Raw genomic sequence first — 19,659 nt, forward strand, 5'->3', positions numbered from 1 at the left:
ATTGACGATCCAGCTCATGAGGCGGCCTCCTGACGCGGCTTCCACAGCCGCAGGCGGTTGGCGTTGCTGACCACGGTGATCGATGACAGCGACATCGCCGCCCCGGCGATCATCGGCGACAGCAGCATGCCGGTGAAGGGGTAGAGCACCCCGGCGGCGATGGGGATGCACAGGCTGTTGTAGCCGAAGGCGCCCCACAGGTTCTGCTTGATATTGGTCAGCGTGGCGCGGCTGATCTCGATGGCGTCGGCGATACCGTGCAGCGAGCCGCGCATCAGGGTGATGCCGGCGCTCTCGATGGCCACGTCGGTGCCCTGGCCGATGGCGAAGCCGACATCGGCGCGGGCCAGGGCCGGGGCGTCGTTGATGCCGTCACCGACCATGCCGACCACTTCGCCGGCCTGCTGCAGGCGTTCGATCTCGGCGTGCTTGTCCTCGGGCAGCAGCCCGGCACGGAAGTCGTCGATGCCCACCTCGCGGGCAATCGCCGCCGCAGTGTGTGGGTTGTCGCCGGTCAGCATCACGATCTTGAGGCCGTCGGCCTGCAGACGCCTGACCGCGGCCACGCTGTCGTCACGCAGCGGATCGCTGATGCCGAACAGGGCGCTGAGCCGGCCATCCACGGCCAGATAGACCACGGTGCGGGCCTGCTGCTCCAACTCGCCCGCCTTCGCTTTGCCGTGCGCCAGGTCGACGCCGGCGCCTTCCAGCAGCCGGGCATTGCCCAGCAGCAGCGGCCGACCATCGCTGCTCTCGGCCTTGACGCCGCCGCCGGTGACGCTCTCGAAGCCGCGAATCGCGGCGGCCTCGGCGCCGCTCTCCTCGGCGTGCGTCAACAGCGCCGCGGCCAGCGGGTGCTCCGAACCGCGCTCCAGCGCCGCCACCAGGCCCAGTACGCTCTGCCGGTCGGCCTCCAGGGCCGCCTCAGGGAAAACGTGCGCCTCGGTCACCCGGGGCTTGCCCTGGGTCAGGGTGCCGGTCTTGTCGAGCACCAAGGTAGTGAGCTTGCTGGCGATCTGCAGCGCCTCGCCGCTTCTCACCAGCACCCCGCGCTCGGCGGCCTTGCCGACCCCGATCATGGTCGAGATCGGCGTCGCCAGGCCCAGCGCGCAGGGGCAGGCGATGATCAGCACCGTGGTGGCGGTGACCAGCATATGGATTACCCGCGGCTCGGCGCCGATGTTGAACCAGGCAAGCGCGGTGAGCACGGCGATGATCATCACCGTGGGCACGAAAATGCTCGAGATGCGGTCGGCCAGGGCGCCGATCGGCGGTCGCGAGTTCTGGGCGCGGGCCACCTGTTCGGTGATCTGGCCCAGCCGCGTGTCGTCGCCGACCCGGGTGGCGCAGTAGACCAGTCCGCCCTTGCCGTTGACGGTGCCGGCGCTGACCTCGTCGCCCTCGGCCTTGCCCACCGGCAGCGGCTCGCCGGTGAGCATCGACTCGTCGATATGGCTGGCGCCTTCGACCACCTCGCCGTCCACCGGCAGGCGCTCGCCGGGACGCACGCGGATCAGGTCACCCTGGCGCACCGCATCCAGCTCGACCTCGAACTCCTCGTCGTCGCGGATCACCCGGGCGCGGAGGCTCTGCAGGTCGAGCAGGCGCCTAAGCGCCTCGCTGGTGCGGCCTCGGGCGCGCAGCTCCAGGGCATTGCCCAGCAGCACCAGGCCGATGATCATCGCCGAGGCCTCGAAGTAGATGCCGTGGGCGACCATAGGCAGCCAGGGGGCGAAGATCACCACCGCCATGGAGTAGAGCCAGGCGGTGCCGGTGCCCATGGCGATCAGGGTGTCCATATTGGCCTGGTGGTGGCGCAGGGCCTTCCAGGCGTTGACGAAGAAGTGGCGGCCCGGCCCCAGCAGTACGGCCAGGGTCAGCAGGCCGATCAGCGCCCAGAACAGTCGGCCCATGCCCACCGGATGGGGGTGATAGACGAACATGCTGGCCATCAGCGGCACGGCCAGCGCCAGCGACCAGGCGCTGCCGCGCAGCCGGCGGCGGTACTCGCGGGCGTCGTTACGCTGACGCGTCTGCTCGGCCTGGCGCAGGTCGAGAATCGGCTCGGCGCCGTAGCCCGCGGCCTCCACGGCGCGGATCAGGGTGTCACGTTCGGCGCGGCCGTAGACCTGGGCGGTATGGCTGCCGAAGTTGACCGTGGCACTCTCCACGCCGGGTGCCTTGGCAAGGGCCTCCTGCACCGAGCGCACGCAGCTGGCGCAGGTCATGCCCGAGATCGCCAGGCGCTGGCTGTCGCCGCTGCGGGCCGTGGGTGTCGGGGGCGCGGCGGGTGCGTCGTCGGGACTGGCTGGCGCATCGGTGTGCATATCGCCGGGCGGAAAGCCGCTTTCCTGCAGCAGCGCATCTAGCCGTATCTCGCTTAGCCCGCTGCTCACCCACAGCCGCTTGGCGGCCGGGTCGCCCTCTACCTTGGCGTCGGGATCTTCGGCCTGCAGCGCGCGGCGTATCTTGCCGACGCAGCCCTGGCAGCTGATCCCCGGGACCCGGCGCTCGATGGGGGTATCACTCATGGCGATCGCCTCGCCTGGCATCCAGGGGCTGTGGAAAACTCTCGATCAGCCGGCACAGGCTGTGGCCGTCCGGCGTGCCGTCGGGCATGTCGGCCCAGGTGTCGAGGGCCTGCTGCATTCGCGCGGCGAGTTCCTCGAGCCGGGCGATCTTGGCGCGCACCTCGGGCAGGCGCGCGGCGAGCATGTCGCGCACCATCGGGCAGGGCGAATCGCCGTGGTCGGCGTGCTCGAGGATCTCGCCGATCTCGCGCACGCTGAAGCCCAGCGTGCGGGCGCGCTGGATAAAGCGCAGCCGCGACAGGTCGTGCTGCCCGTACAGCTGATAGCCGTTTTCCGGGTGGCGGCGTGGGGTGAGCAGGCCTTCGCGGGTGTAGTGGCGCACCGTCTCGGCGGTGACGTCGGCGGCCCTGGCCAGTTCGCTGACTTTCATGGTGCCCTCGCAAATGGACGTCGTGCCGCAAGTGTAAAACCTCTGGGTAACACCTAGGTCAAGCAACGTTGCACACGCCCGAGGAGAGCGGCGGCGAGACAGGCTAAGTCAATGAAAGTTCGAGAGATCAAACGTTTGTGCGACCAAAGTATTAGAAAAAACTGCGTTAAAACAAACGTTTGGCCTTGATCCTGGCGGCGCGATGGGCGAAAAAGAGGGCCTAAGCTCTTGCCCGGTGCGGGCAAGCCAGAAAAACAGCTCCAGCCTCACCTGGAAAAGGACGTCGATAACATGCACAACAACGTCAACAAGCTCACCTGGGCCGTCGCCATCGCCGCCGCCGCCTTCGCCAGTCAGGTCAACGCCGGCGGCTACCAGATCAACGAGCAGAGCGTCAGCGGACAGGGCTACGGCCACGCCGGGCGCAGCTCCAACGTCAACGATGCCACCATCGTCTTCGGCAACCCGGCGGGGATGTCGTTTCTGGATCGGGCGCAAGTCTCCGTCGGCGGCACGTACCTCGATGTGAGCACCGACATCGACAACGTGGAGAGCGAGGGCCAGCTTGGGGGATTCCCGACTGGTAACATTCCAGGTTCCAGCGATGGTGATATGGTGCCTGGCACGCTCATTCCTTATGCTTTTTATGCCCAGCCGGTCAATGAGCGCTTGGCATTCGGTTTCGGCGTTTACGCGCCTTTCGGCTCCAAGACCGACTATGAGGATGGTTTCCAAGGCCGTTATTTTGGCGACTACACGGAAGTGCGTGTAATCAGCGCCCAGCCGACGGTGTCGTATCGCTTCAATGATCAACTGGCACTGGGTGTGGGTATTACCTATAACCAGGTCGACGGTGAGCTGCGCAGGCAGCTACCGGGTGATACGGCGGCACCGTTCGATCCCTCGGCAGATATCGACTCCCGCGTGGAGGGGGATGACGATGCCTGGGGCTACAATATTGGTGTGATTTATCAGCCGGTGGAAGAGACCACTTTCGGTTTGACCTATCGCTCCAAGGTTGACTACACCCTGACCGGTGACTTCAGTGCCACGGATCCTGCCGGTAATGTGGTCAGGGCTGATAGCGCAAACCTTGATCTCACGACGCCTGAGACCGTCAACTTCTCGGTGACGCAGCAGATGAGCGACCGCCTTAAACTGATGGCGGGCGCTTCCTGGGTGCGTTGGAGCCGCTTCGATCAGATTTTGGTCACAGGTAGCGAGGGTGATGTCATAACCCAGGAAACTCAGGACTATAGCAACGCTTGGGCCTTTGCAGTGGGCGGCGAGTATCAGCTCAACCCGCAGCTCGCACTGCGCGCTGGTGTGACTATCGACAATACCCCGACCAGCGACGAGTTTCGTAGCGTACGGATTCCCTCGGACGACCGCCGGATCTTCTCGGTTGGCGCTGGGTGGACGCCCACAGACGACCTGACCCTGGATTTCGCCTACTCCTACCTCACCGAGCGTGGCACTTTCGTCGATCAATCGCGGGATGATCTTTACCAAGGCCAGGGCGGGGCAACCTACTCCGCCAACTACAAAAACGAAGCCCACGGCTTCGGCGCGCAGCTGACCTACCGCTTCTAAGCGATGTAGGCACAGCCAGCACGCGCAGCAAGGCGACACCCGGCTTCGGCCGGGTGTCGTCGTTCAGGGCTGCCAGCGCGCCACGGGATGGCTGGCGCGGCCGGGTTTCGCTACAATGGCGCTCTTTTTCGTGCCACCGCGGCTCGGTCTTGCGCCGGGGCCGCGGTGGCCGTTTTCCCTGCAGACTCAGGCGAGCCACATGTTGGAAACCAACCCGATTCACAATCAGATCAAGGACCTGTCCGAGCGGACAGACGTCCTGAGGGGGTATCTTTGACTATGCCGAGAAGAAGGATCGGCTAGAAGAGGTTACCCGCGAGCTGGAAGACCCCAATGTCTGGAGCGATCCGGACTATGCCCAGAAGCTCGGCAAGGAGCGCGCCTCCCTGGAGCAAATCGTCGCCACCATCGACGAGCTCGACCAGGGCCTGGCCGATAGCGCCGACCTGCTCGAGCTGGCCGAGATGGAAGAGGACGAGGGCACCGTCGAGGAGGTCCGCAAGGAGCTCGACGGCATGCAGCTGAGCCTCGAGAAGCTCGAGTTTCGGCGGATGTTCTCCGGCGAAATGGACGAGAACAACGCCTATCTCGATATCCAGGCCGGCTCCGGTGGCACCGAGGCCCAGGACTGGGCCAACATGCTGCTGCGCATGTACCTGCGCTGGGCCGAGCACCACGGCTTCAAGGCCGAAATCACCGAGGTCTCGGCCGGCGAGGTGGCGGGCATCAAGTCGGCCACCATCCACGTCCAGGGCGATCACGCCTTCGGCTGGCTGCGCACTGAGACCGGCGTGCACCGCCTGGTGCGCAAGAGCCCGTTCGACTCCGGCGGCCGTCGCCACACCTCGTTCGCTTCGGTGTTTCTGTCGCCGGAGGTGGACGACAGCTTCGAGGTCGAGATCAACCCCGCCGACCTGCGCACCGATACCTACCGCTCCAGCGGTGCCGGCGGCCAGCACGTCAACACCACCGACTCGGCGGTGCGCATCACCCACGAGCCGACCGGCATCGTGGTGGCCTGCCAGAGCCAGCGCAGCCAGCACGCCAACCGCGACTTCGCCATGAAGCAGCTCAAGGCCAGGCTGTGGGAGCACGAGATGCAGAAGCGCAACGCCGCCAAGCAGGAGGCCGAGGAGTCCAAGGCCGACATCGGCTGGGGCAGCCAGATCCGCTCCTACGTGCTGGACGATCAGCGCATCAAGGACCTGCGTACCGGCGTGCAGTCGAGCAGCTGCGACAAGGTGCTTGATGGCGATATTGACCAGTTCATCGAAGCCAGCCTCAAGCAAGGTTTGTAACTCTTTCAACAGGTAGCGACATGGCCGACCACGACGCCTCATCGAATAGCGCCCAGCACGACGAGAACCACCTGATCGCCGAGCGCCGCGCCAAGCTGGCGGCGCGCCGCGAGCAGGCTGCCAAGACCGGCGGCAGCGCCTTTCCCAACGACTTTCGCCGCGACAGCCTGGCCGCCGAGCTGGATGCCGAGCTGGGCGACAAGGACAAGGCCGAGCTCGAGGCCCTCGACCGCCAGGCCGCGGTCGCCGGGCGCATCATGCGCAAGCGCGGTCCGTTCATCGTGATTCAGGACGTCTCGGGGCAGATCCAGCTCTACGTCGACAAGAAGGGGCTGCCCGCCGAGGTGCTCGAGGACATCAAGGGATGGGATATCGGCGACATCGTCGCCGGTCGCGGGCCGGTGCACAAATCGGGCAAGGGAGACCTCTACGTGATGATGGTCGAGGCCACGCTGCTGACCAAGAGCCTGCGGCCGCTGCCCGACAAGTTCCACGGCCTCACCGACATGGAAGCGCGCTACCGCCAGCGCTACGTCGACCTGATCATGAACCCCGAGTCGCGCAAGGCCTTCGAGGTGCGCGCCGGGGTGATCGCCTCGATTCGCCGCTTCTTCGAGGCGCGCGGCTTCATGGAGGTCGAGACGCCGATGCTGCAGCCGATCCCCGGCGGTGCCGCGGCGCGGCCGTTCATCACCCACCATAATGCGCTGGATATCGACATGTACCTGCGCATCGCGCCGGAGCTGTATCTCAAACGCCTGGTGGTGGGCGGCTTCGAGCGGGTCTTCGAGATCAACCGCAACTTCCGCAACGAGGGGCTGTCGACGCGCCACAACCCCGAGTTCACCATGCTCGAGTTCTACTGGGCCTATGCGGACTACCTGGATCTGCTCGACATCACCGAGGAGATGATCCGCAACGCCGCCCAGGAAGTGCTGGGCACCACCTCGGTGGTGTATCAGGGCACCACCTATGAGTTCGGCCAGCCGTTCCGCCGCCTGACCATGCGTCAGGCGATCCTCGAGTATGGCGAGGGCATCAGCGACGCCGATCTCGACAGCCGCGAAGCCGCAGCAGCCGTGGCCGAGCGCCTGGGCATCCAGGTCAAGCCGAGCTGGGGGCTGGGCAAGCTGCACACCGAGATCTTCGAGGAGGTCGCCGAGCATCGCCTCGACCAGCCGACCTTTATCATCGAGTACCCGGCCGAGGTCAGCCCGCTGGCGCGGCGCAACGACGCCAACCCCTTCGTCACCGACCGCTTCGAGTTCTTCGTCGGCGGCCGCGAGATCGCCAACGGCTTCTCGGAGCTCAACGATGCCGAGGACCAGGCCGAGCGCTTCCGCGAGCAGGCCGCCGAGAAGGACGCTGGCGACGTCGAGGCGATGTACTACGACGCCGACTACGTGCGCGCCCTCGAGTACGGCCTGCCGCCGACCGCTGGCGAGGGCATCGGTATCGACCGGCTGGTGATGCTGTTCACCGACAGCGCCTCGATCCGCGATGTGCTGCTGTTCCCGGCCATGCGCCCGGAAGCCGACTAACGGGGCGCCTGGGGCAGCTGTAAGGCGAGGCGCGGCGCATCAGAGCCAGACGGGCAAGGCAAAAGCGAACCTCATTCTTAAGGGGCGGAGTAAAGCCGAGCTCTGAAAGCTAAGCACGTTGCAACGAGCGTTGAGGGGCGCCGGGGACAGGCCGAAGAGGAGGTTTGCGCCTTGGGTGAGGAGCATGTCTCCGAACGGGCTGGCCATGGATGGCCAGCCCCGGTCCTGCAAGCGGAGCAGGATGCGAGAGCGCAGCAGGGCGCAAGGTAGCGTACAGGGATGTATTTACAGCGCCTCCTCGCAGGCCTGTCGACGGATCAGCCCCGTCTTGTTGCCTCAACGATGGGAAGTATTGGTAACCCAGGCTTGCAGCGCCCATAATGGTCGGCGTTTCGCCGTCGAGGAGATCGTGATGAAACTGCTTAATCGCTCCGCCCTGAGCGTCAAGCCGACCCAGGCCTTTCTGGATTGGATCAACTCCCTGGAGCCCACGGTCGGTGACGATGATTTGACGATTGACGATATCGACCGCGAAAACACCGTCTACCTGATTCCGGAGATGGATACCCCGGAAGCGCTCGAAGCGTTCATCAACGAACGCTATATGGAAATTCTCGAGACCGAGCTGCGCGCCTGGGAAGAGGACGAACGGCAGTGGCCCGAGCGCCTCGACTGGGCGCTGTTCCAGCGCTTCGTGCAGGTCGAGCACAGCTATCTGGCTGTCGACCTCGACGACGAGGCACCGCTGGAGATCGCTGAGGTCGACGACGCCCTGCTGCTCGAAACCGACCAGGACTAACGGGTCGGCGGGCCATTTCGCCGCCCACCCAGCAGGATCTCCCTACGGGGAGCCGAGACCGGCCCAGGCCGGTCTTTTCGTGTCAGTGGAACGTCAGGATAGCCGATGAGCCGATTGTTCGAGACCCGCCCCGACGACGATGGTCTGCCCGGTCGCGAGCGCCGCATTGCCGTGCTGGTGGTGATGGTCGGCACCCTGATGGCGGTGATCGACACCACCATGATCAATATCGCCCTGCCGTCGATTGCCCGCGACCTCGATATCTCCGCGGCGCGGGCGGTGTGGGTGGTCAGCCTGTTTCAGATCGTATGTGCCGCGACGCTGCTGCTGTTCGCCTCGCTCAGCGAGCTGGTCAGCCGACGCCGGCTGTATATCGCCGGGCTGGTGGTGTTCACCCTGGCTTCGCTGGGAGCCGCGCTGGCCAACGGCCTGGAGATGCTGCTGGCCTTTCGCGCCCTGCAGGGCCTCGGGGCGGCGGCCACGCTCTCCATCGGCCCCTCGATCTACCGGCTGATCTTTCCCACCCGCTTGCTGGGCGCGGCCATGGGGCTGAGCGCGGTGGTGGTCGCCGCCGGCTACGCCTCGGGACCCACGCTGGGCGGCGTGATCCTGTCGTTTGCCGACTGGCCGTGGCTGTTCGCGCTCAATGTGCCGGTGGGGCTGCTGGCGCTGACCCTGGCGGTCAAGGCGCTACCCGTCGAGCCGCGCCGCCGCGGCGGCTTCGATATCGCCGGCGCGCTGCTCTCGGCGGCGATGCTGGCCAGCTTCTTCCTGGCCATGGACGGCGCCGGTCATCAGGCGCCGTGGTGGCAGGTGCTGGGCCTGCTGCTGGCCAGCCTGGTCGCCGGCTGGCTGTTCCTGCGCCGCCAGCGCCGCGCCAGCCACCCGCTGCTGCCGCTGACGCTGTTCGATGAGCCGCGCTTCACGTTGGCGATCGTGGTCTCGGGCCTGGCCTTCGTCGGCCAGGGGCTGGCGTTCGTCGCGCTGTCGTTTCTCTATCAGCAGGAGATGGGCTTCTCACCGCTGCAGACCGCCTGGCTGTTCACGCCCTGGCCGCTGACCATCATGTTCGCCGCGCCGCTGGCCGGGCGCCTGGCCGACCGCTTCAATCCAGCCCTGCTCTCGACGCTGGGGCTGGCGCTGCTGCTGGCCGGCATGCTGGCGCTGGCGCTACTCCCCGCGGAGGCCGGCATCCTGGATATCCTGTGGCGCACGGCGCTGTGCGGGCTCGGCTTCGGGTTCTTCCAGGCGCCCAACAACCGCGAGATGATGAGCAGCGTACCCAAGGTGCGCAGCAACAACGCCTCGGGGATGATGAGCACCACCCGCACCATCGGCCAGTCCCTGGGCGTGGCGCTGGTCGGGGTGTTCCTGGCACTCGGGGCAGGCTCGGTGCAGGCCTCGCTGTGGATCGGCTGCGGCGCCTGCGCGCTGGCCGTGGCGGTGAGCCTGCGGCGTATTCCACTGGCGCCCGATACCCGCATGCCGCTTACCGAGCGTGCGTCGCCGGAGCGGGATTGAAATCGCCGAGGCGGGACTGAAAGAGTACAATGGCGCTATTCCGCTCACTTCACGACGCGACTACCACGAGGCAACCGCCATGAGCATTCAGGCGCAGATCGAGGACAAGCTCAAGACGCTATCGCCCATCTGGCTGACGGTGGAGAACGAGAGCCACCGACACAACGTGCCGGCCGAGTCGGAAACCCACTTCAAGGTCACGCTGGTCTCCGAGCGTTTCGAGGGCATGATGCCGGTCAAGCGTCATCAGCAGCTCTACGCGCTACTCGCCGATGAGCTCGCCGGGCCGGTACACGCCCTGGCACTGCACCCCTACACCCCGGATGAGTGGCAGGCACGCGGCGGCCAGCGGCCCGACTCGCCCGACTGCCGCGGTGGCAGCGGGGCGTGACCAGCGAGCCGCAGCGTCTGCAGTACTTGAGTGCCATGGGCGTCACCGCCTGGGTGGCACGCTACCGCCTGCCTAACGCCCTGGAAACCCCGGCCTGCGAGTGGCCTGAGCCCGAGGTGCCCGCCGCTCCGGCACCCTCGCAGCGGCTGCATGCGCTGCTCGACGAACCGCCGGGCGCACCCGAAGCGCCGACGCCAACGCCTGCCAAGCCTGCACGGCGGGGCAAGGCGCGGGCCATGCTGGGCGTGGATGTCTCCCAAGAAGCTCCCGAACCCGCTGACCGGGCCGAGAGTGCCCCGGCCCCGAGCGCCGCAGGCGCCCGCCAGGCGCTGCGCTTCAGCCTGCAGATTACCGCGCTGGAAGGGCGCTGGCTGGTGCTGCTGCCCCAGGCCGCGGCCCCTGACGCCACGGCCCAGCGTCTGCTGGGCAACCTGCTGCAGGCCGCCGGCATCCACCTGGCCGAGCCGCCGGTGTTCCAGGCCTTCCAGTGGCCGATGATGGAAGAGCTGCCGGTGGAGGCGCCGCTCGATGAGGCCCGCGATGGCCTGCGTGCGTTCATTGACGGGCGCCGCCGTGGCGGCTGGCGAGCCGAGCGGGTACTGATGTTCGGCGAGGCACCGGCGCTGGCTGAGGTGTTGGCGATCGAGGCGGGGCGCTGCGGCCTGCTACAGCTTCCCGCCTGGCAGGGGCCGGCGCTCGACGAGCTGAGTCGCGATGCCGATGCCAAGCGCGCCTTGCTGCCGCTGCTGGGAGAGTGGCGCCTGGCCTGGCAGAGTGCCGCCGACGGGCCTGCTGCCGAGGGAGACGCCGATGCGTGACCCCTGGCTGCGGACGTTGGATGCCGACTGGCTGGAGGCGGTGGAGCGGATCGAGACCCTCGGCCAGCCGGCCCCCTGGTCGAGGGTGCAATTGATGGGAGCGCTGACCGATGCTCAGGGCAGTGTCTGGGGCGTCGGGCTGGGAGAGCAGGCCGGCGAGGGACTGCGCGGCTTTGCGGTGCTCAGTCGCCAGCCCTTCGATGCCGAGCTGCAGGCGATTACCGTAATGCCCGATGCGCGACGCCAGGGGCTGGCCTGGCGGCTGATCAGGGCGCTGATCGGCCAGGCCACGGAGTGGCGCAGCGAGCGACTGCTGCTCGAGGTGCGCGCCTCCAATCAGGCGGCGCTGGCGCTCTACCGACGCAGCGGATTTCGCGACGACGGCCTGCGCCGCGGCTACTACCCGCCGCTCAACGGCAGCGGCGCACGGGAGGACGCGCTGCTGATGTCCTTTCCGCTGGCCGGCTGCCGCGACTGAGGTTCAGGCGCTGCCGCTGCCGTCGAGTTCGTTGAACTTCTCCAGCAGGCCGCTGAGGCGCTGCTGCCACTCGTCATGCTCCTGCTTCAGGCGGGCATTTTCCTCGCGCAGCTCCTCGGCCTCCATCTTCAGCATTTCGATGGCCTCGACGGCGTTGCCGACTTTCTGCTCGAGCTGATTGAAGAGTTCGATGCTCATCCTGGTCTCCTGATGTGATTGCAGCGTCTAGGGCCCGGACGGGATGCCGGGGCTGGCCTGGGGCGCAGCGTACGACGCGTGGCGCGGCTCAGCAAGCGTCGCCGGGTAACGACAGGCGCCGATAGAGGCGGGCATGGCTGTCGCCGGCGCGGACCTCGCGATGCATTGTCCAGCTCGCGGGTACGTTAGGGGTGAGCCCGGCCTCGGTTTCCAGGTAGATCCAGGCCCGCGCGGCGAGCCAGCCGCCGGCCTCGAGCGCGGCACAGCTCGGCTCGGCGAGCCCTTGGCGAAACGGCGGGTCGAGAAACACCAGGGCATAGGGCGCCGCCGCGTCGGCGGGGGCGTCGAGCAGGGCCATGACATCGCTGGTGGTGACACGCCCAGTGGCGCCGAGGGTGGCGAGATTGTCGCGCAGGGCGCTGGCCACCGCGGCGTCGCCCTCGACGAAGTGGGCCTGGCGGGCGCCCCGTGACAGCGCCTCCAGCCCCAGTGCACCGGTACCGGCGTAGAGGTCGAGCACATCAGCACCGAGCGCGGCGCCTGCCAGCCAGTTGAACAGCGTCTCGCGCACCCTGTCCGGGGTGGGGCGCAGGCCCGGGCGGTCGAGCACCGGCAGCTGGCGGCGGCGGAACTCGCCGCCGATGATGCGCAGGCGACCGCTTGCCTGGTTGGCACGGGCAGCGGGGCGGCGGCGTGAGGGGGGGCGGCGTCGAGTCATGGGGCCGAATTGTACCGTCGGGCTTATCCACAGTCACCGCCGGCGGTGGTAGGATGAGTCGATTGTTCCGCGATTCTCCAGGTGCCGAGGTCAGATCACGCCCATGTTCGGATTTTTCAAGCGCAAGAAGCAGCAGGACGAGTCCCAGCAGTCACCCAAGGATCAGCAGGCGCTCGACGAATCGCAGTATCAAGAGTCCCAGGGCGAGCCGGCCAAGGAAGGCACGGCCTCCGCTGACGCCCTCGTCGATGTCGCCCCCCAGGCACACGAGCAGGCCGCGGCCCGCGAGGCGCTGGGCGATGCGCCGCCCAGCGACGGCGCGGTCAGTGCGCTGGAGGAGGCGCCGCTGGCGGCTGAGGTAGACGACCTGGCCGAGCCGGCCGAGGTCGATACTGTTGCCGAGCCCGAGCCCGAGCCCGAGCCCGAGCCCGAGCCCGAGCCCGAGCCCGAGCCCGAGCCCGAGCCGACGGCCTTGGCGGGCAGTGATGATGTGCCCGAAAAGCGCGGCTGGCTGGCGCGCATCAAGCAGGGGCTGGGCAAGACCCGCGCCAACCTGACCGACGGTATCGCCGACCTGTTTCTGGGCAAGAAGCAGATCGACGACGACCTGATGGAGGAGCTGGAGACCCAGCTGCTGATGGCCGACGTCGGCATCGAGGCCACCAGCGAGATCATCGACAACCTCTCGGCGCGGGTCTCGCGCAAGGAACTCGCCGACGCCGACGCCCTCTACCGCGCGCTGCAGGACGAGCTCAGCGCGATGCTCGACCCGGTGGCCACGCCGCTGGCGCTACCGCCCAAGGGCGAAGGGCCCTTCGTGATCCTGATGGTCGGCGTCAACGGGGTCGGCAAGACCACCACCATCGGCAAGTTGACCAAGCGCTTCCAGGCCGAAGGGCGCAGCGTGATGCTGGCCGCCGGCGACACCTTCCGCGCCGCCGCGGTGGAGCAGCTCAAGGTATGGGGCGAGCGCAACAAGGTGCCGGTGATCGCCCAGCACACCGGCGCCGACAGCGCCTCGGTGATCTATGACGCGGTGGCCGCCGCCAAGGCGCGCAAGGTCGACGTGCTGATCGCCGACACCGCCGGGCGCCTGCACAACAAGGGGCACCTGATGGAAGAGCTGAAGAAGGTTCAGCGGGTGATGGGCAAGCTCGACGCCACGGCCCCCCACGAGGTGATGCTGGTGCTCGACGCCGGCACTGGCCAGAACGCCATCTCCCAGGCCAGCACCTTCAACGAGGCGGTGCCGGTCACCGGCATCACCCTGACCAAGCTCGACGGTACCGCCAAGGGCGGCATCATCTTCGCCCTGGCCAAGCAGCTCGGCACGCCGATCCGCTATATCGGCGTCGGCGAGACCCTCGACGACCTGCGGCCGTTCGAGGCCCGCGACTTCGTCGATGCGCTGTTCGCCCGCGACGAGCACGACGCCGAGCGCCGCTGAGCCGTGATTGCCTTCGAGCACGTCGGCAAGCGCTACGGCGGGCGCTTCGAGGCGCTGGCCAATATCGACTTCCAGGTCGAGCGCGGCGAGATGCTGTTTCTCACCGGCCATTCCGGCGCCGGCAAGAGTTCGCTGCTGCGGCTGATCATGCGCCTCGAGCGCCCGTCGCGCGGCCGGGTGCTGGTCGCCGGCCACGATATCAACCGCCTGCACCACTCCCAGGTGCCCTTTTACCGGCGCCAGATCGGCGTGGTCTTCCAGGACCACCAGCTGCTGTTCGATCGTTCGATCTACCACAACGTGGCGCTGCCGCTGGAGATCCAGGGGGTCGAGCCCCGCGAGGCGGCGCGGCGGGTGCGGGCGGCGCTCGACAAGGTAGGCCTGCTGCACCGCGAGAAGGCGCTGCCCATCGAGCTCTCCGGCGGCGAGCAGCAGCGCGTGGGTATCGCCCGGGCGGTGGTCAACAAGCCGGCGCTGCTGCTCGCCGACGAGCCTACCGGCAACCTCGACCCGCAGCTCTCCGCCGACATCATGACCCTGTTCGAGGATTTCAATCGTATCGGTACCACGGTGATGATCGCCAGCCACGACTTGGCGCTGATCGCGCGGCTGCGCCATCGCGTGCTGCAGCTGCGTGAGGGTCGCCTGGTGGCTGACCAGGAGGCGGCATGAGCGGCGCCCAGCCAGCCCCGCGGCGGGGGGCACGCAGCCACCAGACGCGCACCAGCAGTCGCCTGCGCAGCTGGCTGCGCCACCATCGCGCAATGTGCCTCGATAGCGCACTACGCCTGCTGCGCCACCCGTTGGGCAGCCTGCTGACCATGCTGGCCATCGCCATTGCGCTGGTGCTGCCTGCGGCGCTGTGGCTGGTGCTGGATAGTGCCCGACTGCTCGATGCCGAGCTCGACGAGAGTGCTACCCTGACCGCCTACCTCGAGGCCGGGGTCGACGAGGCCCAGGCGATGCGCATCAACCAAGCGCTAGGGGCTCATCCGGAGGTGGATGCCACGCGGCTGATCACCGCCGCCGAGGGCATGGCCGAGTTCCAGGAGTCGCTGGGCCTGGCCGATGCGCTGGGCCGGCTCGATGACAACCCGCTGCCGGCCAGCGTGGTGGTCTCGCCCCGCGAGACCCGGCCGGACGCGGTGCGCTCCCTGGCCGAGCAGCTCGAGTCGGTCAGCGGTGTCGACGAGGTGCGCCTCGACCTGGCCTGGATCGAGCGCCTGGCGCAGCTCGCCGAGCTGGGACGCCGCGTCGCGCTGGCGCTGGCGGTACTGTTCGGCCTCGGCGTGCTGCTGATCGTCGGCAATACCATTCGTCTGGCGGTGGAGAGCCGTCGCCAGGAGATCCAGGTGGTGACGTTGATCGGTGCCACCCACGCCTTCGTGCGGCGCCCGTTTCTCTACAGCGGCGCCTGGTACGGGCTGGGCGGCGGCCTGCTGGCCTGGGCGCTGCTGAGCCTGGGCGGGCAGTGGTTGGCGGCCCCCGTGACCGCGCTGGCCGAGAGCTACGGCGCGCACTTCAGCCTGCCGCGGTTGGATGCTGCGGGCTCGGCAATACTGCTATTTTCGAGTACACTATTGGGCCTGCTCGGGGCGTGGATTGCGGTCAGCCGGCACCTTGCCGAGATGCGTCCCTCCTGAGCGCAAGGCGGCGCTCAAAGCCCCGCCGGGCGCGGCTAGCGGGAACTTCCGCCAGCCCGTGATGTCATGGTAGTTAGTCAGCTAAGCGTGGTCGTACGGTTATCCATCGTCACGTACCGGCATTCATCGAAGTAGGCAATCTTGGAGACCCTCGTCACATGAGTACCCGTCTTCAGCCTGTTGGTCATCTATCTCCGGGCCACGACCTGAATGGATATATTCAGGCGGTCAACGGCATCGCCGTGCTGTCTGCAGAGGAGGAGCGCGAACTGGCGTTCCGCCTGCACGAACAGAGCGACCTGGAGGCCGCGCGCCGCCTGGTCCTGTCGCACCTGCGTTTCGTGGTGCATATTGCACGCAGCTACTCCGGCTACGGCCTGCCCCAGGCCGACCTGATCCAGGAAGGCAACGTCGGCCTGATGAAGGCAGTCAAGCGCTTCGACCCCAACCAGGGCGTGCGTCTGGTGTCGTTCGCCGTGCACTGGATCAAGGCCGAGATTCACGAGTTCGTGCTGCGCAACTGGCGCATCGTCAAGATCGCCACCACCAAGGCGCAGCGCAAGCTGTTCTTCAATCTGCGCAGTGCCAAGAAGCGCTTGGCCTGGCTCAACAACGATGAAGTCGACGCCATCGCCAAGGATCTCGACGTCAAGCCCGAGATCGTGCGCGAGATGGAGGGGCGGCTGACCGCCTACGACGCCGGCTTCGACGCCTCGCCCAGCGATGACGACGAGCAGAGCTACCAGGCGCCGGTGCACTTCCTCGACGACGCCCGCTTCGATCCGGCCACCCAGCTCGAAGACAGCGACTGGGAGGAGGACTCGACCCGGCGCCTGCAGCTGGCGCTCGACGAGCTCGACGAGCGCTCACGCGACATTCTTCAGCGCCGTTGGCTCAACGAGCCCAAGGCCACGCTCCACGAGCTGGCCGACGTCTACGGCGTTTCCGCCGAGCGCATCCGCCAGCTCGAGAAGAACGCCATGAACAAGATCAAGCGCCAGATCGGTGATGCGTTGGTAGCCTAAGAGCGCCCAGCCGTAAGCGCCAGACGCCCGGCAGGTCAGTTACGGGCGGCAGCTGCTGAGGTAGAAAACGAGAACCCCCGTCGGATGATCATCCGACGGGGGTTCTTCGTTGACGCTCGGAATGCCCATGTCACTATTTGGCGGCGCTCGGCGCTCGGCGCTCGGCGCTCGGCGCTCGGCGCTCAGGCCCGCGCCAGGCTCGGCACGTCCATCAATAGCTGGGCCGAGAGCAACCGCCACTGGTCGTCCCAGTACTCGGTGGGGCGGCGGCGGAAGTCGCTGCGCACGTACTGCGAGATGCGGCCCTCGGCGTGGGCCATCAGCAGGTTGGCGGCGGCCGAGGCGGGCAGGCTGGGGCGACGCTGCTCGCGCAGCTCGGCCTCGCGCAGCACCTGTTTGAGCTGGGTCTCGAGGCGCTCGAAGAGCTGGTGGATGCGCAGTCGCAGCCGTGCGGTTTCGCCGGTCAGCGCATCGCCGCCCAGCAGCCGGGTGAGGCCGGGGTTCTTCTCGGCGAAGCCCAGCAGCAGGGTAAGGATCTGCTGGCAGCGCGGCAGCGCCTCGTGGGTCTCGTCGAGGATGCGGCGAATGCGCTCGAACAGGGTCTCTTCGATGAACTCGATCAGCCCTTCGAACATCCGCGCCTTGCTTGGGAAGTGCCGGTAGAGCGCTGCCTCGGAGACCCCGACCTGGCGTGCCAGGGCGGCAATGGTGATGCGCTTGCCGCTGTCCTCTTCGAGCATCAGCGCCAGCGCCTGGAGGATCTCCTCCCGGCGGTTGGTCTTCGAATTTTCCTGCGTCATGATGTTCTTCTAATGATCCCGTTGTCCGCTCATCCTACTGTCGCCCTCGCGGCGGGGCAAACCCGCCGTGAATGAATGGCGGTGGACTACTCGCCGGCGGAGTCGGTCTCGAGGATCTGGGTGCCGACCCCGGCGTTGGTGAAGATCTCCAGCAGGGTGGCGTGGGGCACGCGGCCGTCGATTATATGCGCACTGGCCACGCCGCCCTTGACCGCTTCCAGGGCGCAGCGGATCTTGGGCAGCATGCCGCCGTGGATGGTGCCGTCGGCGATCAGCGCATCGACCTGCTGGGTCGACAGGCCGGTGACCACCTCACCCTCGGCGTTCATCAGGCCGGCGACGTTGGTCAGCAGCATCAGCTTCTCGGCGCACAGCGCCTCGGCGACCTTGCCGGCGACCAGGTCGGCGTTGATGTTGTAGCTGTGGCCCTCGCGGTCGACGCCGATCGGTGCGATCACCGGGATGAAATCGCGCTCGGCGAGCATCTCGATCAGGTCGGTGGAGACATGTTCGACCTCGCCGACGTGGCCGATGTCGATGATCTCGGGGGCGGTCATCTCCGGCGTCTGGTGCTCGACCTTGAGCTGGCGGGCGCGGATCTGCGAGCCGTCCTTGCCGGTCAGGCCGATGGCCTTGCCGCCGGCCTGGTTGATCAGGTTGACGATGCCCTTGTTGACCAGGCCGCCAAGGACCATCTCCACCACGTCCATGGTCTCGGCGTCGGTGACCCGCATGCCGTTGACGAAGCGCGACTCGATATTGAGCTTGGCCAGCAGGTCGCCGATCTGCGGCCCGCCGCCGTGCACCACCACCGGATTGATGCCGACCTCCTTGAGCAGCACCATGTCGCGGGCAAAGGAGTCGATCAGGGCATCTTCGGTCATGGCGTTGCCGCCGTACTTGACCACCACGGTCTTGCCGGAGAAGCGCTGGATGTAGGGCAGCGCCTCGGAGAGCACCTCGACGGTCAGCTGCGGGTCGCGGGTCTGTTGGTCGGTCATCGAAGGTCCTTGTATCGATCGGGTCAGTAGGGCAGTGCAATGTCTGGCGCAACCCGGGACAGGGCCGCGCCGAACTGGGCCTGGATACGCGCGAGTGCCGCCTCGCTCTTGCCCTCGAAGCGCAGCACCAGCACCGGGGTGGTGTTGGAGGCGCGGCACAGGCCCCAGCCGTCGGGGTAGTCGACGCGAATGCCGTCGAGGGTGGTCTTGATGCCGTCGTCGCCGAAATCGCCTTCGCGGGCCAGGCGCGCGACGATGTCGAACTTGTTGTCGTCGGTCACCGTGATGTTGAGCTCCGGGGTGCCGAGGTCCTGGGGGAAGCGGGCGAAGTAGGCGTCGGCGTCTTCACCCTGCTTGGCGAGGATCTCGAGCAGCCGGGCGGCGCCGTAGAGGCCGTCGTCGAAGCCGTACCAGCGCTCCTTGAAGAAAATATGGCCGCTCATCTCGCCGGCCAGCAGGGCGCCGGTCTCCTTCATGCGCGCCTTGATCAGCGAGTGGCCGGTGCGCCACATCTCGGGGGTGCCGCCGGCATTCTCGATCACCTGGGCCAGGTTGCCGGTGCACTTGACGTCGAAGATCACCTTGGCGCCGGGGTTGCGCGACAGCATGTCCTCGGCGAAGGCCATCATCAGCCGGTCGGGGTAGATCAGCTCGCCGGCGGGGGTGATCACGCCGAGGCGGTCGCCGTCGCCGTCGAAGGCCAGGCCGATGTCGGCGCCGGTCTCCTTGACGGTGCGGATCAGGTCGACAAGGTTCTCGGGCTTGCCGGGATCCGGGTGGTGGTTGGGGAAGGTGCCGTCGATCTCGGCGAACAGCGGAATCATCTCGGCGCCGAGCTTCTCGATCAGCTTGGGGCCCAGCTCGCCGGCCACGCCGTTGCCGCAGTCGACCACCGCCTTGATCGGGCCGGCCAGTGATACGTCGCCGAGGATGCGCTCGAGGTAGGCGTCGCGCACGTCCTCTTCACGCACGCTGCCCTGGCCCGCGCTCAAGTCGTCGTCGACCAGGCGCTGGTAGAGCGCGGTGATGGCGTCCCCGGACAGCGTCTCGCCGCCGAGCACGATCTTGAAGCCGTTGTAGTCGGGCGGGTTGTGGCTGCCGGTGACCATTACGCCGGAGCGCGTGCCGTCGAGTACGTGGGTGGCGTAGTAGAGCACCGGGGTCGGCACCATGCCGATGTCGATCACGTCGCGGCCGGCGGCGGTCAGGCCGCGGGTCAGGGCGGCGGTGAGGCGCGGCCCGGAGAGGCGGCCGTCGCGGGCCACCACTACCGTCGACTCGCCGCGGGCGGCGGCTTCGCTGCCGATGGCGCGGCCGATCAATTCGACGCTGGCTTCGGTCAGGGTCTCGTCGACGATGCCGCGGATGTCATAGGCGCGGAAGATCGAAGCCGGAACGGCGTCGCTGTGTGCAGAGCTCATGGGCAA

General features: G+C 67.4%; 19 protein-coding genes. 12 read left to right on the forward strand and 7 right to left on the reverse strand.

Annotated elements, in window-relative coordinates; all coding sequences use genetic code 11:
• Positions 1–14: 14 nt before the first annotated feature.
• Together BWR19_02000 and BWR19_02005 are read right to left on the reverse strand one after the other, a co-directional pair.
• Complete coding sequence (locus BWR19_02000) at positions 15–2,531, reverse strand: copper-translocating P-type ATPase (protein APX94861.1); 2,517 nt, start codon at positions 2,529–2,531, stop codon at positions 15–17.
• On the reverse strand, positions 2,524–2,961 hold the full coding sequence (locus BWR19_02005; protein APX91812.1) for a MerR family transcriptional regulator: 438 nt from the start codon (positions 2,959–2,961) through the stop codon (positions 2,524–2,526). Before BWR19_02005 ends, BWR19_02000 begins: the two co-directional genes overlap by 8 nt.
• 291 nt (positions 2,962–3,252) lie before the next feature.
• Between BWR19_02005 and BWR19_02010 the strand changes: the two genes are divergently transcribed.
• The 8 genes from BWR19_02010 (at position 3,253) to BWR19_02045 (ending at position 11,400) form a co-directional block, all read left to right on the forward strand.
• Positions 3,253–4,554, forward strand: coding sequence for a Long-chain fatty acid transport protein (locus BWR19_02010; GenBank protein APX91813.1), 1,302 nt, complete (start codon positions 3,253–3,255; stop codon positions 4,552–4,554).
• Between the two features lie 269 nt (positions 4,555–4,823).
• Positions 4,824–5,852 carry a peptide chain release factor 2 gene (locus BWR19_02015; protein ID APX91814.1) on the forward strand — a complete coding sequence of 343 codons (1,029 nt, stop codon included), beginning with the start codon at positions 4,824–4,826 and terminating at the stop codon, positions 5,850–5,852.
• A 20-nt stretch (positions 5,853–5,872) separates the two neighbouring features.
• Entirely contained in the window at positions 5,873–7,393 is a 1,521-nt protein-coding gene (locus tag BWR19_02020) for a lysine--tRNA ligase (protein APX91815.1), read from the forward strand.
• Positions 7,394–7,805: 412 nt separating this feature from the next.
• Positions 7,806–8,192, forward strand: coding sequence for a hypothetical protein (locus BWR19_02025; protein APX91816.1), 387 nt, complete (start codon positions 7,806–7,808; stop codon positions 8,190–8,192).
• 105 nt (positions 8,193–8,297) lie between these two features.
• Entirely contained in the window at positions 8,298–9,713 is a 1,416-nt protein-coding gene (locus BWR19_02030; GenBank protein APX91817.1) for an MFS transporter, read from the forward strand.
• Positions 9,714–9,792: 79 nt separating this feature from the next.
• Positions 9,793–10,104 carry a BolA family transcriptional regulator gene (locus BWR19_02035; GenBank protein ID APX91818.1) on the forward strand — a complete coding sequence of 104 codons (312 nt, stop codon included), beginning with the start codon at positions 9,793–9,795 and terminating at the stop codon, positions 10,102–10,104.
• On the forward strand, positions 10,101–10,922 hold the full coding sequence (locus BWR19_02040) for a hypothetical protein (protein ID APX91819.1): 822 nt from the start codon (positions 10,101–10,103) through the stop codon (positions 10,920–10,922). Before BWR19_02035 ends, BWR19_02040 begins: the two co-directional genes overlap by 4 nt.
• Positions 10,915–11,400: a hypothetical protein gene (locus tag BWR19_02045; protein ID APX91820.1), complete on the forward strand. Its 486-nt coding sequence runs from the start codon at positions 10,915–10,917 to the stop codon at positions 11,398–11,400. The genes BWR19_02040 and BWR19_02045 overlap by 8 nt, the downstream gene beginning before the upstream one ends.
• Before the next feature lie 3 nt (positions 11,401–11,403).
• On the opposite strand, the gene BWR19_02050 is transcribed toward BWR19_02045, so the two are convergent.
• Together BWR19_02050 and BWR19_02055 are read right to left on the reverse strand one after the other, a co-directional pair.
• Positions 11,404–11,598, reverse strand: a complete 195-nt coding sequence (locus BWR19_02050; GenBank protein ID APX91821.1) for a cell division protein ZapB — start codon at positions 11,596–11,598, stop codon at positions 11,404–11,406.
• 88 nt (positions 11,599–11,686) lie between these two features.
• Positions 11,687–12,316, reverse strand: coding sequence for a 16S rRNA (guanine(966)-N(2))-methyltransferase RsmD (locus tag BWR19_02055; protein APX91822.1), 630 nt, complete (start codon positions 12,314–12,316; stop codon positions 11,687–11,689).
• A gap of 103 nt (positions 12,317–12,419) precedes the next feature.
• Here BWR19_02055 and BWR19_02060 point away from each other — a divergent pair, with 103 nt between their 5' ends.
• From BWR19_02060 to BWR19_02075, 4 genes are all read left to right on the forward strand, one after another.
• Positions 12,420–13,763, forward strand: a complete 1,344-nt coding sequence (locus BWR19_02060; GenBank protein APX91823.1) for a signal recognition particle-docking protein FtsY — start codon at positions 12,420–12,422, stop codon at positions 13,761–13,763.
• A 3-nt stretch (positions 13,764–13,766) separates the two neighbouring features.
• Positions 13,767–14,435, forward strand: a complete 669-nt coding sequence (locus BWR19_02065; protein APX91824.1) for a cell division ATP-binding protein FtsE — start codon at positions 13,767–13,769, stop codon at positions 14,433–14,435.
• On the forward strand, positions 14,432–15,406 hold the full coding sequence (locus BWR19_02070; GenBank protein ID APX91825.1) for a cell division protein FtsX: 975 nt from the start codon (positions 14,432–14,434) through the stop codon (positions 15,404–15,406). Before BWR19_02065 ends, BWR19_02070 begins: the two co-directional genes overlap by 4 nt.
• A gap of 158 nt (positions 15,407–15,564) precedes the next feature.
• Entirely contained in the window at positions 15,565–16,431 is an 867-nt protein-coding gene (locus tag BWR19_02075) for an RNA polymerase factor sigma-32 (protein APX91826.1), read from the forward strand.
• Positions 16,432–16,613: 182 nt separating this feature from the next.
• On the opposite strand, the gene BWR19_02080 is transcribed toward BWR19_02075, so the two are convergent.
• The 3 genes from BWR19_02080 to BWR19_02090 all read right to left on the reverse strand — a co-directional run bounded on the left by BWR19_02080 (position 16,614) and on the right by BWR19_02090 (position 19,653).
• On the reverse strand, positions 16,614–17,231 hold the full coding sequence (locus BWR19_02080; GenBank protein ID APX91827.1) for a nucleoid occlusion factor SlmA: 618 nt from the start codon (positions 17,229–17,231) through the stop codon (positions 16,614–16,616).
• 86 nt (positions 17,232–17,317) lie between these two features.
• The gene (locus BWR19_02085; GenBank protein APX91828.1) at positions 17,318–18,232 is read right to left on the reverse strand and encodes an acetylglutamate kinase; all 915 of its coding nucleotides are present in this window, start codon (positions 18,230–18,232) and stop codon (positions 17,318–17,320) included.
• Positions 18,233–18,255: 23 nt separating this feature from the next.
• Positions 18,256–19,653, reverse strand: a complete 1,398-nt coding sequence (locus BWR19_02090; GenBank protein APX91829.1) for a phosphomannomutase/phosphoglucomutase — start codon at positions 19,651–19,653, stop codon at positions 18,256–18,258.
• Positions 19,654–19,659 lie beyond the last annotated feature (6 nt).

Origin of the sequence: Halomonas sp. 1513, assembly GCA_001971685.1 — a bacterium.
Taxonomy (GTDB): domain Bacteria; phylum Pseudomonadota; class Gammaproteobacteria; order Pseudomonadales; family Halomonadaceae; genus Franzmannia.

Bases quoted from the DNA above. Each gene is read 5' to 3' on its own strand.
- BWR19_02070 (APX91825.1), top strand. From the start codon at position 14,432: ATGAGCGGCGCCCAGCCAGCCCCGCGGCGGGGGGCACGCAGCCACCAG.
- BWR19_02045 (APX91820.1), top strand. From the start codon at position 10,915: ATGCGTGACCCCTGGCTGCGGACGTTGGATGCCGACTGGCTGGAGGCG.
- BWR19_02030 (APX91817.1), top strand. From the start codon at position 8,298: ATGAGCCGATTGTTCGAGACCCGCCCCGACGACGATGGTCTGCCCGGT.
- BWR19_02035 (APX91818.1), top strand. From the start codon at position 9,793: ATGAGCATTCAGGCGCAGATCGAGGACAAGCTCAAGACGCTATCGCCC.
- BWR19_02050 (APX91821.1), bottom strand. From the start codon at position 11,598: ATGAGCATCGAACTCTTCAATCAGCTCGAGCAGAAAGTCGGCAACGCC.
- BWR19_02075 (APX91826.1), top strand. From the start codon at position 15,565: ATGAGTACCCGTCTTCAGCCTGTTGGTCATCTATCTCCGGGCCACGAC.
- BWR19_02090 (APX91829.1), bottom strand. From the start codon at position 19,653: ATGAGCTCTGCACACAGCGACGCCGTTCCGGCTTCGATCTTCCGCGCC.
- BWR19_02000 (APX94861.1), bottom strand. From the start codon at position 2,531: ATGAGTGATACCCCCATCGAGCGCCGGGTCCCGGGGATCAGCTGCCAG.
- BWR19_02085 (APX91828.1), bottom strand. From the start codon at position 18,232: ATGACCGACCAACAGACCCGCGACCCGCAGCTGACCGTCGAGGTGCTC.
- BWR19_02010 (APX91813.1), top strand. From the start codon at position 3,253: ATGCACAACAACGTCAACAAGCTCACCTGGGCCGTCGCCATCGCCGCC.
- BWR19_02060 (APX91823.1), top strand. From the start codon at position 12,420: ATGTTCGGATTTTTCAAGCGCAAGAAGCAGCAGGACGAGTCCCAGCAG.
- BWR19_02005 (APX91812.1), bottom strand. From the start codon at position 2,961: ATGAAAGTCAGCGAACTGGCCAGGGCCGCCGACGTCACCGCCGAGACG.
- BWR19_02025 (APX91816.1), top strand. From the start codon at position 7,806: ATGAAACTGCTTAATCGCTCCGCCCTGAGCGTCAAGCCGACCCAGGCC.
- BWR19_02020 (APX91815.1), top strand. From the start codon at position 5,873: ATGGCCGACCACGACGCCTCATCGAATAGCGCCCAGCACGACGAGAAC.
- BWR19_02080 (APX91827.1), bottom strand. From the start codon at position 17,231: ATGACGCAGGAAAATTCGAAGACCAACCGCCGGGAGGAGATCCTCCAG.
- BWR19_02055 (APX91822.1), bottom strand. From the start codon at position 12,316: ATGACTCGACGCCGCCCCCCCTCACGCCGCCGCCCCGCTGCCCGTGCC.